Raw genomic sequence first — 15,822 nt, 5'->3', positions numbered from 1 at the left:
CATTCTTTTCAAACACTGTTAATAATTCTTTATCATGATCTCCAGGTAATCTCCCATAGTGCTGCAAGAAGCCATGTTGTTCTGCCTTACCATTGGCACAATAGAGAATTGTTGATACAATGTCCGGATAAAAGGACAATCATTGTATGTCAGCAAAAATTTTCCTTTTAAACTTACAAGAACCTCTTTTAGCCGCAAATGGTCTTTTTCACTGAAAGAATCCCTATAATACTTTTCTGCTTGAAAATATGGTGGATCAAGATAGAAAAAGGTATCTTTTTTGTCATAAAGGATAAGCAGTTTCTCAAAGTCCATCTGCTCAATCACAGTATTTTTCAATCTTTCCTGAAACTGTTCTAAATTTCTGACCGTATTAACCAATGATACCCTTGCTCCGCTGAAATCCTGCAGCTTTGCCCCGAAACTACATTTAATTAGCACAAAAAACCGGGCTGCTCTCTGTATATCCGTCAAGTCTGGATTTTGATAATTGTGCAAGGCGTCCTCAAAAAATTCACGGGAAACAAGGCACCACTTTAGTTCCTCCTGCAGTGCCTCGCCATGATATTTTATGCACCGGAAAAGATTTACCAGGTTATGGTTCCTGTCGTTATATACTTCCACTCTGTTGTCTCTTTCTCTTGCAAACAGCAACCACGCAGCTCCTCCAAACACTTCCACATATCTTGTGTAGTCTTCCGGAAACTCTGCTAAAATCTGTTTTCTTAGAAGTCTCTTTCCGCCTACCCATTTAATACAACTGTTCATTCCGTCCGCTTCCTCCCTTCCTGTTGCTCCAGGTCAGATACTTTGGTTGTCATCAACGAATACAGACGCAGGGACTTATCGAACTTGTCCTTAAAGGGGATAATGGTGCTTCCATAAAAGATCAGCCCCTCTCCCTCCCCGCTGTTCGTCACATAAGATAGCTGATGAGGTGATATGTTGAGCTGTTTCGCTAAGATCTGCCGGTCTCCCGCTGCCTGGTTAAGCATATAAATAAAATCCGAGTTTTCAAAAATGTTCTCAATTTCCCGGCTGGCAAGCAGGTCTTTAATGTTCTGTGTGATGCCTGTGGGAATGCCGCCCCACTTACGGAAACGCTTCCAGATCTCCACGGAATAAGCTGCTGTCTGCTCCTCTTTTAAAAGAAGATGGAACTCGTCTATATAGTACCGGGTAGACTTATGCGCCGCCCGGTTGACTGTCACACGGTTCCACACCTGATCCTGAACAATCAGCATCCCCAGCTTTTTCAACTGTTTCCCCAGGTCTTTGATATCAAAGCAGACGATCCGGTTGTTCAGCTCCACGTTGGTACGGTGGTTAAATACTTTTAAGGAACCGTTGACGTAGATTTCCAGAGCTGTAGCGATCCGCTGTGCCTGCACTTCTTTCTGCTGACGCAGACAATCATAGAGATCCCCCAGAATGGGCATATTTTCCGGCACCGGCGCTTCAAAATATTTCTGATACACCAATGGTAAACAGCGGTCAATCACCGACTTTTCCTCCGCTTCAATCCCGTTGCGGCTCCCCATGATCAGCTCACACAGGGACAGGATAAAATCACTCTTAAATCCCAGCGGGTTATCATCATCTGAGTAATCCAGGTTGATGTCCATGGGATTGATATAGTCATGGCTTGTGGGGGAGATATGGATTACCTGCCCACCCAGGGCATTGACCAGGGGATAATATTCCCCCTCCGGATCTCCGATAATAATATCGTCCTGGGTAACAAAAAAGGCGTTAGTAATCTCCCGCTTTGCCGAAAAGGATTTTCCAGAGCCAGGTGTTCCCAGGATCAGGCCGTTTGGATTTTTCAGCTTCTTCCGGTCAACCATAATCATGTTGTTGGAAAGGGCGTTCAAGCCATAGTAAAGGGATTCCCCTTCCATAAATAATTCCTGGGTTGTGAAAGGCACAAAAATAGCCGTAGATGTGGTGGTCAGCGCCCGTTTTATAGGGATCAGGTTCAATCCCAGTGGGAGACTGCTCATCAGCCCCGGCTCCTGCATATAATCCAGACGGCGCAGGGAACAGTTATATTTCTGCGCAATGCCCGCCGTCTGGAATACCGCATTGTCTAATTCCTGCTTCGTCTTTGCCGTATTCAGAAATACAATCGTCACCAGGAACATCCTCTCATTTCTGGACTGGAGATCTTCCAGGAGGCGCTTTGCTTCCCCGCCGTAAGTGTTCAAATCAGATGGGATGATGTCCATATCGTATCCGGAGCGAACTGCCTTTTTCTGCTCCTCGATCTTCATCCGGTTAATATCCGTCACCTTGCTTTTCACCAGTTTGATGGCTTTCATCTGGTCTAAAGACTGGATATGCAGGTTGACGATCAGGTTCCTGTCCATATCCAGAAATTCCGCCAGCATCCGGTCAGTCAGCTCCGGGGCCAGGATCTGCAGGTAGGACACTGCCCCGATGGTATTCCCCATCATAAAATCTTTCCCATTCTTAAACAGGAAACTTGTAGGGGCGATAAAGTCCTTTGTCCCCATGCCGGAACGCATTACCTGGTCGAAAGAAAACTGGAAAGGCACTTTCTCCTCCGGGTTAAATGTCTCGTACATGATCTGCAGACGCTCCCGGCCATCCAGGGGATAGGCGGATACCCCAAGCACCTTGAAGTTATTCAGGATGTCTGTCTCAATCCGCTCCAGCTTCGGCTTTGCCTCCCGGATATTCTCCGCTTCCACGCCAAAGGTAATGTACTTTGTCCGCACCAGGCCGTTATTTCCTTTGGCAAGCTGGTTTTTCAGCATCTGTGCGTATTCCATCCGCACATCATCAAAGGCGTCATGCCGGGGCTTAATCTGGATCACAGATTCAAATTCCTTCATGTTGCTGTGGTGGTTGATGAACGACAACTGGAAATGGATACTGCTGTCAAAGTAATTGAGGAAATCACACCAGTTTTCAAAAATAGCATTTTTGTCCTCATTCTGTGCCAACTGATAGTTAATGTCGTAAAAACGGATGGTTTTGGAATAATATTTATCCTGCACCCGGCAGATTCCATCCCTTGCCATTTCCCGGTAGGGAATGGACTTCTGGGCGGACAGACGCTTCTCCTCTGCCTTTTTATCTGCTTTCTTCTTTGCCCCGTTCACGGTACTACTCACAGCTTTCTGGCGGGCAGCATGTTCCGGATAGGGCTTTCCCGGTCTTTGGACACCCCGCTCAACGGATGCGCTTTTCTGTCGCTGCGCAGGCTTGCGTTTCTCTCTTTTTTCTGCTTTCTTCCGGGCCTTTTCCTCCCTTGCTGCCTGCTTTTTTGCTGCTTTCTTTGCTTTTTTCTCATAGCGGGACAGCCTGCGGTACTTCCTCTTTCTCCGCTTATCGACTACGATTTCTTCTCTTTTTCCCAAGATGATCCCCTCCTTTCCTGTCTTTCCGGACAGTCTCCGGCGGCTCCATTTCATAAAAGTTCTCCACCTCATACCTGCGGACAGCAGGCTTTAAGAATTTCACCGTCACGATATTCCACAGGATTTTCTCCAGGGGAAGCCCGTCTCTCTCATACATGGCAAACATAAATGCCGGAAGCATGAGAAGCACCATGCCGGTGGCGGCGTTGGTGGTTCCGATCCACTCCCGTGTGAGAAAATAAAAAGGCAGCCCGATGGCCGCCGCTGCTGACAGACAGATAAGCTGTCTTTTTGTCAGGTTCAAGACTACTTTGTTTTTTACTTTCGTCAGGTCTTTTGGTACACTGACAAACGCCATAAAATCACATGCCGGAGAAACTTATCCGCTGCAGTCTGCACATTTCTCCGGCTGCTCCTTTCCTCTGTTTTCCTGCAAATTTTCCATATCCAGGGAGCTTTCTACTTCATTTCCCCATACATCCCATCCAACGGACTGCCGCCTTGCAAACAGTTCAATCCGGGGAAGATCCCCCATCAGTTCTACAATACGCTTCCTGGCTTCTTCCGGTTTCTTGCTATGCTCCTGCAAAGGGCTGACAATAAGCTGGAATACTTTTTTTGATATTCTTTTGGGCTTTCCTCTTACTGCCAAAAGACAGATTTCCGCATTGGATCGAGTCCAGTATCCTAAACCAAAGAAATACCCTTTTCCTGATTTATTCTGCTTGATCCAGACAAAGGCAACTGTCTTGTAGCAAAATCCCCATGCTTTGATTACTTTAAACGCTTCTGGTAATTGAGGGAATGTCACCCACAAAAACAGCGCACAATCCTTATCGCAGATTTCCTGTACCGGCAGACTGCAGATTTCTTCTATCCCCATTGTAGAGTAATGATTCTCCGCAACTCCCTGCCCTTTTTTCATCTCATATCGCCATGGCGGATCGGCATAAATAATGTTGTATTTCTTCTGTTCCATCCCGTCGCCTCCTAATGCGCATTGAAGATCGAGCGGCTTAAACTTGCCGTTTTCATCAGGCTGAAACAGAGAATTACCGTATAAGCCGCTATTCCGAAAAGGGCTGAGTGCATGTTGTCGGAGATTTCAATGGTAGATACCAGCACCGCATAAATGCCGACACACACCATCATAAAAAATCCCTGGAATCCCAAGGCTAAAAGCCCACGGAAATAGTTGTTTCCCACCTGCCCCCATTCCCGGTTGGAAAGGGTGGCAAACGGGATCGGCGCAACCGAGGTGTAAAGGTAGATTTCAATCATACGGCCATACAAAATGACCGTGATCAGGACAGATAAAATCTTCATGCACAGGCTCACCAGCATACTTTCCAGGGCAAGCACTACCAGTTCCCCGATGTTCATAGATTCCATCGCCGTCTCCATAGCGTCCAGCATGGTTTCCACGTTGATCGCCGTATCGGAACTGATCACGCCTCCCGCCGCATTGACCACATACTGGCCCACGTCAAAGACAGCCATAGTGATCGTAAACGTATTGGATACCATCCAGACCGCTACCCACATCTTGAAGAAATACTTAAAAAACATCCAGGTGTCAATCTCGTGCATGTTATTCTTTTCCGTCAGCATGGTAATCAGCTCATAACACAGGACAAAAGTAATAATCATCCCCGCAATGGGAATGATCACCGAGTTAGAAAGGTTCTGTATCAGGCTGAAAATGCTGCCGTTCCACCCCTGGGGTGTCTGTCCAACCTGGGACGCAATCTCCCCGGTCTTATCATTGACATCGGTAAACATTGTCGTCAGGTTGGACGTCACCATCCCGGTCAGGAGATCCCTCATCCAGTTCTCGATTGCCTCAAAAATGCCATCGAACATACATGAGTCCCCTTTCTACGTCAGAATAGCCCTCCAAGCAAGGGGATCAACTGTGTTCCAATGAGGACAACCCCACCTCCGGCCATGAGCTGCTTAATTCCCTGTGACTTAGCCCCTGGATTGTCATTTCCGTATCCCTCCAGCAAGTTAATAACGCCCCATACTGCAAGGCCGGCTCCAATAGCCACCACAAGTGTCTGCAAAATAGAAATTGCCGAGCTAAAAAATGCCATATGCTACCTGGAAACCGGATTCCTTTCTGTCTTACCGGCAGAGACAAAAAAAGAGCCGCCATCTTTCCATAGCCGCTCAAATCTTCCGGGAATCCGGTTCCCTTATCCTTTCTCTTTTATTTTGCTGTTTCATTTATAATCTGTCTCTGCCTGCCGCTATCTTTTCCCGGCTCCGCCCGGATCGGCGGCCATAAGTGTATGATTTTTACCAGCGGCAGAACAGTCTTCCTTGACTTCACCAGGCGCATTTCCCAACATCCTCCAAAATAATCTTCTGGAGAATCCGGCCGGGAAAGCGCACGGACAATAGCCGCCAGAACATCAACCGCCTCTGTAAAAAAATCCATAAACTCCCCTTTCCAACTTTGCGACATTGTGTCGTAAAGTTCTGATGCTGCAAACTTTGCGTCATGGTGTCACAGAGTCCGTCGCTGCCTCCAATCGATCCATGACTTCTTTTAAAACGGAATATCTCACGCCAAATACATACCGGGCGAAATTCTCCAACTGTTCCTGGCCATATTCCCCCAGGGGCATCCGGCGCAGTTCATACCAGACCGCCCGCTTATAATAAGGGAGATCTGAAAGATACTGACAGCCGATTTTTGCCTGCATTTCTTTAAATAAATCACTCATTCACTTTCCTTTCCCTCTACTTCAAAGAGGTCAAATTCCTCTTTCATCCGCAGTTTCAACGTATGCTTCATATACGCCTCCACATCAAAGCTGTTCTTTTTGTCATAGTCCGACAACAACTTATATCTCTTGTGCCGGGTAATATCGAATTTGTCGCTGAAAAACGGGCGTACTCCACGAAGCTGCAGGATACACTTATTCCCGTCCATCACAGCAAGTTCATCCCGGCTCATCAGTTCTTTTCCGGTTTTCTGATAATTTAGGCCGTAAGACCGGCTCTGCCCACGGGTATCCGAGGTGTTATAAAGATCAATCGTCTCTTTCCCCAGCGTCTCTGAGATTTCTTTTAACGTGGTGCCCTCTTTGCCTCCCAGGAACAGCATGGTATCGCAGTTGCCGAGAATAGTTTCTGCGGCATCCTTATAAATGGTCTTTAACTGGCTCTGGGACTGCAGAATAATCGAAGCCGAGATTTCCCGGCTCCGGATGGTTGCAATCAGCTTATCAAATTTTGGAATCTGCCCGATATTCGCAAATTCATCCAGCAGGAGCCTTACATGATAAGGGAGCCGTCCTCCATGCACATCATCCGCCCTGTCGCAAAGCAGGTTGAAAAGCTGGGTATACATGATCGCCACGATAAAGTTAAAAGTATCATCCGTGTCAGAGATAATCACAAACATGGCTGTCCTCTGATCCCCCAGCATATCCAGTTCCATCTCGTCATAGCTTGTCAGCTCCCTAAGCTCCGCTATATCAAAGGGGGCAAGCCTGGCCCCGCAGGAAATAAGGATGGATTTTGCTGTCTTTCCCGCCGCCAGCTTATATTTCTTATACTGTCGCACAGCGAAATGCTCCGGCTTCTCCCGTTCCAATTCCTCAAACAGCTCGTCCACGGCATTTTTAAATTCTTCATCATCTTCCCTGGCTTCCGACGCATTGATCAGCTCTAAAAGCGTGGAGAAGTTCTGTTCTTCCTCCGGTGCTTCATAGTAGATATAGCCAATCAGTGCGCAATACAAAAGCCGCTCGGCTTTCACCCAGAAATCTTCAGAAGATTTCTCTCCTTCTCCTTTGGTATTCGCAATGATGGTGTTTACCAGTTTTAAAATATCCTTCTCACTGCGGATATACATAAAAGGATTGTAGTGCATACTTTTCTTGAAATTGATGGTATTCAGTACCTTGATCCTATACGGTTCATACACAATCTTCCCGTTTTTATCACGCTCCGGCTTCCCATCCTTCATCTTCGGGGAACCTCTCTGCAGCAGCTTCCCGCATTCCACCAGGATCGTGCCTTTCGGGTCAGTGACTACATAGGAAACATTTGGTGTCATCTGCATTAAATTTGGCTTCACATAAAATCTGGTCTTGCCGGAACCGGAGCCGCCGATCACGATCACGTTTTTATTCCTGGCATACTTTGGCAGCTTCGGACGGCTGTTCATGGTGAGCCGCTCTGTCTGCGTCAGGAGGATATTGTTCTCAAAGACCGGATCAATAAAAGGCGCTATATCCTTCTGGTTCCCCCACCGGGCGGAGCCATACTCCACGCCCTGCCGGTATTTCTTCGCATTTTTCCCTTTCAGATACACCGCCAGCTTCACAAGGCCAGCGCCTATGACGCCAATGCAGAGATCCTGGGGATGGAAGCTGGGAAAGACGTTTTGAAATGCCAGGGAAAAATTTAGAAAAAGTACCCCTAACTTTTCAATCAGGGAACCCCCGATACAGTACCGGTACAGCCATGCCACTTTATCTACGAGATAAAATACAATCCCATAAGGTAGGTTCCGGATCAGGAGCCGCTTCCAATCCACAGACGGCAGATTGCCCTTGACTGTTTCCGATAGCTTCTTCCTGCCTTTTCCCAGTAACAACGTTACGGTCTCTTTTACAGGCCCTTTATTTTTCCGTTTTACAGTTTTCTTCTTACTCAATGCTCCGGCCCACGCTCCTTCTGGCGGTTCTTCTCCCGCTCCCGGTGCTTTGCCTGCCGCTCTTTTGCCAGGGACAGCTTTTTCCGGACAGATATTTTCTTACTCTTTTTTAACTGCCAGCCTGTATATTCCTTAAACGCAGCCGTCATACACGCTTCATCTTTTGCCCCAAAAAACACATAGTATCTGGGCGGCTCCATGGAACAGTCTTTTTTCAGGCAGTAATCCACCTCATATTTCCGGGCATATTTCTCAAAGGATTTGATATTCTTATCCGTAATCTCAATATTGGAGAGTTCCTTCTTTTCCGCCTTAAGCTGTTCCATGCTGATTTTTCCACGGTAAGAAATACTTGTATCCGGATCTCCCTTTGCGGCAGATTTCTCTGCCCGCTGTTTTTCTCTCCTTTCAACTTCCTGCAGATATTTCATCAAAACATTTTTTAATATCCGGGCAGAAATTTTTCCTCCGCTGATACACAACGACACAACCTTTTCATTGACTTCATCCTGCATATCGGATCACCTTCTTTCCCTTACTTTTGTCGGCACTGCCGCAGATCCAGAAGAATCTTCTGCAGGCAGTAGCCGATACAGGGGGAGTGCTGTCCATAAGGGCAGACCTTACAATCTCCAAGCATCCCATTTTCTCTGCAGATGCTATCCTGCCTTTCCTCCGGCAAAAGGTAATAGCAGCGTTTCTTTCTGCATTTCTGTTTCCTGCTGTGCCAGAAGTAACAATAAGCACAGTCCTGGGGCTTATCCGGCGCATATTTCCCTCTATCCGTTTTCCCCGTCTGCATCCTGCCTGCCTTTCCATTCCAGTTCTTCCAGGAACCTGTCCTCTCTTGCCCCGACCACAATACAGCAGTACAGTCCAAATAAGAGCAGGAACACCAGTATCCCACCTGCAGCAATCAACCATTTCATTTCTATCCACCTCTTTTTCAACTCAAAAAGGGCGCTCATGGAAAGCCCACGGCTGTCCACAAACGCCCAATCCTATCGTATCAATCCTGTTTCTTTTTTCTTGCTTTCATCCAGACAACGGCGGCAATGACCCCCGCAAGACCCAGACCGCTGGAAATCATAAGCGCCGCAATCGGTGTGTGATCCCCGGTTTTCGGTGCATCTACCGTGGTTGTCGGTGTTTCCGGCGTCTCCGGCGTTTCTTCCGGCTCCGCCTCATCTTTCATCACAACTTTCTGAATCTCACCGGTATCTTTTACTTCAAACTCTACATCCTCCGCAATCAGATAACCTTCCGGTGCGGATTCTTCATGGAGTATGTACTTCCCAATGGGGAGCATCTCGATATAATGCGGTTCCTCCGTGGAAGTCCAGATCTCTACTACCTCGCCATTCTCGTCCAGGATGGTGAGCTTCGCTCCCGGCAGCTCCTTCCCGGCAATATCTGTCTTAGAAATCTCTACCTTTGTCACATCATCTTTCATCTCGATTTTCTGGACTTCGGCGGTGTCCTCAACGGTAAACTGGATGCTCTCCGCCGTCACATACCCCGGAGCCGGAAGCACTTCCGTCATGGTATAAGTCTGTCCGACCACCAGCTCCTTAATGATATGCGGCTCTTTGCCGGATACCCATTCATCCACAACTTCGCCATTTTCATCGGTTACAGTCAGCTTCGCTCCCTCCACTTCTTTTCCATCTGTCAGGGAAGTTTTGGTAAATTCAAAGACGGTCGGTTCATCCTCAAAGATAAATTCGTAAGAAACTGTCGCTTTATCAGAAGATTCCGCTGTAAAAGTAAACTCCTGCACCTCGTCTGTGGTGGCAAATCCTGGAGCCGGGGAAGTCTCTTTCACTACATAGGAAAATCCAATGGGCAGATCCGCCTCAAAAGTCAGTTTTCCATCCTCCCCGGTTGCTTTTTCCTCGATCACGGTTCCCGCTTCCAGAACCACATCCCCGTCTTTATTGGTAATATCCTCTTTTGCGGAAAGGGCAAACACAGCGCCCTCCAGTACCCGGTCAGTATCCTTTTCTTTCTTCAGGACAGATACTTCCGCCTTCTGGCGGTTATTCTGCCAGTCTCCATTCCAGGTAACTTCCGCTGTCTCCTGATCCACATAGGTCAGGTCAATTTCCCGGATTTCCCCGTCCAGCACATAGCCTTCCGCAGTCTCCTTTTCTTTCACATAGTATTTTCCAAGGGGAAGGCCAGACAGCTTCGCAATGCCTGTTTCATCTGTGGTAATCGTGGCAATCAGCTCATCCTTCTTATAATAATCCTCGCTCTCTCCGTCTGCCGCTTTGATGTCCTCCAGGGCATATACCTCAAAGGTTACATCTTTTAAAGCGCCGGTGATATATTCAAAGATATGGCTGATCCAGCCGCCAATGGTATCAACAAGTGTCACATCTTCCAGGAACTCGCCCTTCTTATTGATGATCAGCGTCCCTTCCGGAACATCGTCTTTCATTTCCACTTTCTGGATTTCCGCTGTATCCTCCACAGTAAAAGTGATTTCTTCCGCTTTCAGATACCCATAAGGGGCCAGCTCTTCCCGAAGCGTATAAGTCTCGCCTACTGTCAGCCGCTCAATCAGGTGTTCCTCTCCTTTCACGGAAGTCCAACTGTCTACGATATTCCCGTCTTGATCCAGGACGGTCAGTTTTGCGCCTTCCAGCTCCACGCCGGTTGTGAGATCCGTCTTTTTCACAGAAATCTTTGTCGGCTCATTTTCATATTCAGATGCCAGTTCCACCACGGGAATCTCCTGCCCCTGATACTCTGCAGTCACTTCTACCACTTTATCGGAAGAAATATACCCGTCCGGTGCAGCTTCTTCTTTGATATAATAGCTGCCAAACGGTAAGTCATTCACAAATACAGCTTTGCCGTTTTCATCAGACAATGCCTTGCCAATCAGCGTGTCCGCTTTCACAATCACTTCGCCGTGTGCCAGAATATCCTCTTTGGCATACAGCCCAAAGACTGCTCCTTCCACAGTCGCCTGCGTTTCCGCATCCTTTTTCACTACGGATACTTCCACTTTCTGGCGTTCATTCTGGAAAACAGCTTCCTGTCCGATTACAGGCGTCTCCTGGTCTTTATATGTAAAAGTCACTGTCTGCGCTTCCCCATTTAGTACAAAGCCCTCCGGGGCGGTAGCTTCCACAATCTTGTAGCTTCCAAGAGGGAGATCCGATAAGTATGCCTCCCCGTTTTCATCGGTAGTCACTGTTCCAACCAGCTCTCCGGCAGAGTATTCCAAGATACGGTTCCCCTCTGCGTCTTTCTGGAAGTCAGCGGTATAAATGTCCTCCGCAGCATACACCTCAAAGACTGCGCCTGCCAAGTTTTCTGTCTGATAGACAAAATCTTTGCTGAATCCATCCAGCACTTCGCCCTGTTTTACGATTTTCAGCTTTCCTTTTACCGGATGGTTTTCATAGACCGCCTCAATCACCACGTCCCCGGACACCGGGTCGATCTGGTAAGCGGTATCGGAATCCACGGAAATTTCAACATAGTTCTCATTCAGTGTATATCCGTAAGGCGCTGTGACTTCCTCAATCCGGTAATGCCCGATTTTTAAATTCTGGGGCAGGATCAGGTAGCCTTCCTCATCGGTGAAGAATGTCTTGTGAACCGTTGTTGTAGGATAGGTTGTCACCTGCTCAACGTATTCCTGCTTATCCAGATCATAGATCCGGAACTCTGTACCTTTGTGAAGCACCGGTTTTTTCGTCTCATCATCCTGCTTGATGATCTTCAGCTTTGCTTCAAATTCCTCGTCCAGAAGCACCCGCCATACCTGTGGCGTAGTTGGATTATGCTCTGTAATCCGCACGATAAAGTCGTCCACCGGCTTGTAATTATGGGGCGTAGTGGTCTCCCGGACAAGGTATGTACCATAAGGAAGGGCAATACTGCAGGCATATCCTTTCTCGTCCGTAAACATTTCTGTCGCCCCGTTCTCCCCGATCACCACCGGTTCTGCGGAATCGAAATCATAGCTGCCATCTTCCTTTACTGTAAGGTCAGAAAGCAGGTAGGCGGTAAATCCGGCCCCGGACAGGAGGTCAGCGTCCGTCTCCCCATTATTGGCTGCCTTGATGATCTCAAAAGGCTGCTTCTTTACCTGTTCCAGTGATACACACTCCCGCTCCACGGTTGCGGTCAGATCTCCTTCATAGCTGCACACAAGATCATGTTCACTCTCATCTGCCAGATACCCCACGGGAGGCGTGATCTCTTTGACAAAATACTCCCCAAGATACAGGTTTTCTACAGACGCTTCCCCGTTCTCGTCCGTGGTCAGCGTTGCCACCCGCTCGCCGGCTTTGTAGATCACCCCGGTTGCCCCATCCGGGTGTACAATATCTTTACGGGCATACAGGCCATACACTGCATTTTCCAGTGTGGCATCCCCTTGTGGAATTGCCTGGTTCGTCTCTGCGTCTTTTTTCTGCAGCTTGATTGTGGCATTCACACGTTCATTGGTAAACGTATGACGAAAGGTTACCTTTGCTTCGCTGTCATTGGTGTAAGAAAAGGTAAAGGAATATACCTCCTCCTGATTTCTCACATACCCCTCCGGGGCCTGGATCTCTTTCACATCATAAGAAAATCCAATGGGCAAATCTGCCGTAAAGACAGCTTTTCCGTCCTCTCCTGTCACCGCTTTCCCAATCAGCGTTCCCTTCGATACCACAACGCTTCCGTCCGCATTTTTAATATCGCTTCCCGCATACAATCCAAACACGCCGCCATCCAGAGGATTTAAGGTGTCCTTGTCCTTTTTTAATACAGAAACTTCCGCTTTCTGCCTGTCATTATGGAAGGTACTCTCGCTGAATACAGTTTCCACGTTCTGTCCGGCATAAGACAGTGTTACCGTCTTTTCCTCCCCGGCATTATAGAAATTCTCCGGGGCCTGCACTTCTTTAATGACATAGGCTCCAAGATGGAGGTTTTTCAGCACTGCGGCTCCGCCGGAATCTGTAGTCAGGTTCGCTTTTACCAGATCCCCTTTACTGTAGACTTTCGCTCCATAGGCTGTTACAATATCTGCTCCCGCATAGACGTTATACACAGCGCCCTTCTGCCTGCGGCTTTCATAACGGAAGGTTACACCATCATCTGTTATATCCGCTCCGGCCAGCACTTCCCCTTCTTTATAGATGGTCAGTTCCCCAAGCTGCTCCTGATCTGGAACTGTAACAGAAGTCGTCTGGTTTGCCACCAGGTTCACGTTATAAGAAGAAGTATTCAGGCGGTATCCGGTTGGAGCCGTGATCTCTTTTAAGTACACAGTATTCTGCGTCTTAATGATTTCTGCTACAGAAGAACCGTTTTTATCCGTTGCCGGCATCTGCGTGATCAGCTTTGTACAGTCTTTATCGCTGTAAATGCCAAACACAGCTCCAGCCAGCTTTGCGTCCGAGTGCTTAGAATCTACCTTAATCACTTCCACCTTTGCCAGCTCAATCCACTTCACCGAAAGGCTCACATACTTCTCATCTTCTACGCCTTCTCCAAACACCAGTGCAAGATCCTGTGTGTCACTTCCTGTCGTAATCTTATAGGCAGAATAGTCTTTGGTGATACTTCCCTGCATCTTTGCTGACCAGGAACCGGACACATCTTGCGTCTGTGTCAGCGGGGCTGTCAGGTAAAACCGTGTGCCGCCGGAGATGGTTACGTTTGCTCCCGCAGCACTGACCTTTCCAGTACTGACGTTATGGAGTTTTACCCCATCCGGCAGATCCAGAGTAATCGTCTGCTGGCTGGATGCCTTGAACGTAATTTCTTCTGTTCTCTGCTGTTCGCCGTCCACATAGGCACTTACATTAGCATTGGAAAAGGACATCTCCACATCCGGAATATCCGGCTGGCTCACAGCATAGTTATAAAGTTCCTTTGCCAACGCTTCCCCGGTACTGTTGGTTCCATAGAAGGCATCTTCGCTTCCATTGGCATAGGAGGCTGCCAGATGGGTAACAATAAACCTTTTGCCGGCAGAAAAATCGGTGTGGTAGTGGTTAAAGAAATAGGCCGATCCGGCCGCTTCCGTTCCGTAATAACACACCTTTGCCAGTTCCCGGTTTCCTTCCAGTTTTGTGATCTGGTATGTGCCGCTCCCCGGCCCCGGTTTTGACGGCTGGATACAGTAAGCTGTCGCCGTCACGTTCCCAAAAGACACGGTAAAGGGTGCTGTCACATAAGAGCCAAGCCCATAGTCTGCATAGTAATAATAGCTTCCCTGGGTAATGGTGACAGACTGTGACGCCCTGGCCGCCTGTGCCATGGGAGCCTGTGCCGTAAAGGTAACGCTCTCACCGTTTTCCAGTCCCTGAATATCAATGCCCTGATCCTCCGCCTGGAGAAGCACTTCCCCCAGCGTCAGTCCGCTTTCTTCATCTACTGTTTTCTGATCTTCTGTTTCCTCTAACGCCGCATCCAGAGCGTCCTCCGGCAACACTTCTGTTCCCTCCGGCAGTCCTGTCTCCGTTTCCTCCATGGTTTCTTCCACTGGCTCCGTCACTGCCTCCGTTGCTGTCTCTGTCTGCGGCTGTGGATCTGCGTCCCCGTCCTCACTATCCGGTTCTTCGCTCTCCCCGCCGGTTCCACTGCCGTCTGCATGGCTCTCCGCCTGTTTCTCCGCCACCGGCTCTTTTACAATAATGTTTCTGCAGATATGGTAAGACGGATGGCCGCTTAACGGCTCCACAAAATAGACCGCTTTGTAAGTATCTGCGTGGTTCCCGTCAAAATCCTGCCCGGCTTCATTTTTTGCTTCATGGAAAGTCACCCGGACTTTTTCATCATGGATTTCCAAGCCGGAAAAATCCGATTCCACATCAAAACTGCTTCCTGTTTCCACTTCATAATCTTCCGCTGTTACCACTTCTTCTGCATCCAGATACTCCCGCACCGTCTCCAGTGCCGGATACTGTGCTTCATATCCTGCCGGCTCCGGCTCTGCGGCATAAGTAACCACCGGCTGTACCACGGAAGTCAGGATCGTCAAAAGCGAAAGCAGACCGGAAAGTATCCTTTTTCCTTTCCCTTTCATCAACTAAACCTCTCTTTCTTTGTTCCTTGACAGTCTCACTGTGTCCAAAAAGTTCTCCTTACTTTTATCTGTCCATGGCTCCTGTCCTCCTTTCCCCAAGTTGCGCTGATAACAGCACATGAATACGGAGAAGCCCATCAAGGGCTTCCCCGCATGGTATCTGCTGTTATCCAGCCTGCATTTGGCAGGCTGAAAACTTATTTCTGAGCGTTTTGCCTGTTCTCATTCCAGACCCGTTCCTGCTCCGGTTCACGTTCCGCAGCGTTCTCTCCTGCAGGGTACGCAAAAAGGCATACTCAACCGCCGGGTATCCGTCTGGACAGGCAATGAAGTTTTCAAGGTTCAGTGAAAGGGAATATAAGAATGTGTCTTAGAATTTCACCCTCTCACCAATAAGAGGTTTCAGAGGGGAAAATATAGGGTGATAAAAAAATATTTCGTAATTTTTTCAGAAATGGTATAATTCAGAATCATAGAAAAGATTTTTAATCAAGGGAGATGGCTCCATGGGGAGAAGCAATAAAGTCTGCCCCCGATGCGGCAGAAAAATGAAACAGCAGTTTATCGGCTTGCAGCACTGCAGATGTGGTATGAGTTGGAAAAAAGACCGGGGATTTTTTGAGCGTACCCCGGATATGGTATTCTGCCTTCAGCGGAAAGTAAGCAAAGGAAAAATCAAACAGCGCCCTGTGATACGTTTTCCGGAAGATCACTAA

At 48.1% G+C, this 15,822-nt stretch carries 14 protein-coding genes; 1 reads left to right on the top strand and 13 read right to left on the bottom strand.

What is annotated here, in order from left to right; all coding sequences use genetic code 11:
* Positions 1-18: 18 nt before the first annotated feature.
* From B5G00_RS00380 to B5G00_RS00325, 13 genes are all read right to left on the bottom strand, one after another.
* Complete coding sequence (locus B5G00_RS00380; RefSeq protein WP_070088764.1) at positions 19-768, bottom strand: DNA adenine methylase; 750 nt, start codon at positions 766-768, stop codon at positions 19-21.
* Positions 765-3,140 carry a VirB4-like conjugal transfer ATPase, CD1110 family gene (locus tag B5G00_RS00375; protein WP_087267632.1) on the bottom strand — a complete coding sequence of 792 codons (2,376 nt, stop codon included), beginning with the start codon at positions 3,138-3,140 and terminating at the stop codon, positions 765-767. Before B5G00_RS00375 ends, B5G00_RS00380 begins: the two co-directional genes overlap by 4 nt.
* 214 nt (positions 3,141-3,354) lie before the next feature.
* Positions 3,355-3,744: a PrgI family protein gene (locus B5G00_RS00370; RefSeq protein ID WP_087266848.1), complete on the bottom strand. Its 390-nt coding sequence runs from the start codon at positions 3,742-3,744 to the stop codon at positions 3,355-3,357.
* Positions 3,745-3,765: 21 nt separating this feature from the next.
* Positions 3,766-4,365, bottom strand: coding sequence for an MT-A70 family methyltransferase (locus B5G00_RS00365; RefSeq protein ID WP_087266846.1), 600 nt, complete (start codon positions 4,363-4,365; stop codon positions 3,766-3,768).
* 11 nt (positions 4,366-4,376) lie between these two features.
* The gene (locus B5G00_RS00360; RefSeq protein WP_087266843.1) at positions 4,377-5,249 is read right to left on the bottom strand and encodes a VirB6/TrbL-like conjugal transfer protein, CD1112 family; all 873 of its coding nucleotides are present in this window, start codon (positions 5,247-5,249) and stop codon (positions 4,377-4,379) included.
* A gap of 20 nt (positions 5,250-5,269) precedes the next feature.
* A complete protein-coding gene (locus B5G00_RS00355; RefSeq protein ID WP_070088760.1) occupies positions 5,270-5,482 on the bottom strand; it encodes a Maff2 family mobile element protein in 213 nt (70 codons plus the stop codon).
* Between the two features lie 116 nt (positions 5,483-5,598).
* Positions 5,599-5,829: a hypothetical protein gene (locus B5G00_RS00350; protein WP_087266838.1), complete on the bottom strand. Its 231-nt coding sequence runs from the start codon at positions 5,827-5,829 to the stop codon at positions 5,599-5,601.
* Positions 5,830-5,890: 61 nt separating this feature from the next.
* The gene (locus tag B5G00_RS00345) at positions 5,891-6,118 is read right to left on the bottom strand and encodes a hypothetical protein (protein WP_070088758.1); all 228 of its coding nucleotides are present in this window, start codon (positions 6,116-6,118) and stop codon (positions 5,891-5,893) included.
* A complete protein-coding gene (locus B5G00_RS00340; protein WP_242971249.1) occupies positions 6,115-7,950 on the bottom strand; it encodes a VirD4-like conjugal transfer protein, CD1115 family in 1,836 nt (611 codons plus the stop codon). The genes B5G00_RS00345 and B5G00_RS00340 overlap by 4 nt, the downstream gene beginning before the upstream one ends.
* Positions 7,951-8,057: 107 nt before the next feature.
* Positions 8,058-8,576: a PcfB family protein gene (locus B5G00_RS00335; protein ID WP_087266836.1), complete on the bottom strand. Its 519-nt coding sequence runs from the start codon at positions 8,574-8,576 to the stop codon at positions 8,058-8,060.
* Positions 8,566-8,880, bottom strand: coding sequence for a hypothetical protein (locus B5G00_RS00330; RefSeq protein ID WP_242971240.1), 315 nt, complete (start codon positions 8,878-8,880; stop codon positions 8,566-8,568). The genes B5G00_RS00335 and B5G00_RS00330 overlap by 11 nt, the downstream gene beginning before the upstream one ends.
* A complete protein-coding gene (locus B5G00_RS18970) occupies positions 8,841-8,990 on the bottom strand; it encodes a hypothetical protein (protein ID WP_164496679.1) in 150 nt (49 codons plus the stop codon). The genes B5G00_RS00330 and B5G00_RS18970 overlap by 40 nt, the downstream gene beginning before the upstream one ends.
* An 80-nt stretch (positions 8,991-9,070) precedes the next feature.
* A complete protein-coding gene (locus B5G00_RS00325) occupies positions 9,071-15,106 on the bottom strand; it encodes a SpaA isopeptide-forming pilin-related protein (RefSeq protein WP_087266834.1) in 6,036 nt (2,011 codons plus the stop codon).
* 506 nt (positions 15,107-15,612) lie between these two features.
* On the opposite strand from B5G00_RS00325, the gene B5G00_RS00320 reads away from it, so the two are divergent.
* Positions 15,613-15,822, top strand: coding sequence for a hypothetical protein (locus B5G00_RS00320; protein ID WP_087266831.1), 210 nt, complete (start codon positions 15,613-15,615; stop codon positions 15,820-15,822).

The sequence above is a fragment of the Blautia sp. An46 genome (assembly GCF_002161645.1).
Classification (GTDB): domain Bacteria; phylum Bacillota; class Clostridia; order Lachnospirales; family Lachnospiraceae; genus Blautia; species Blautia ornithocaccae.
This window is presented reverse-complemented; position numbering and strand designations above follow the sequence as displayed.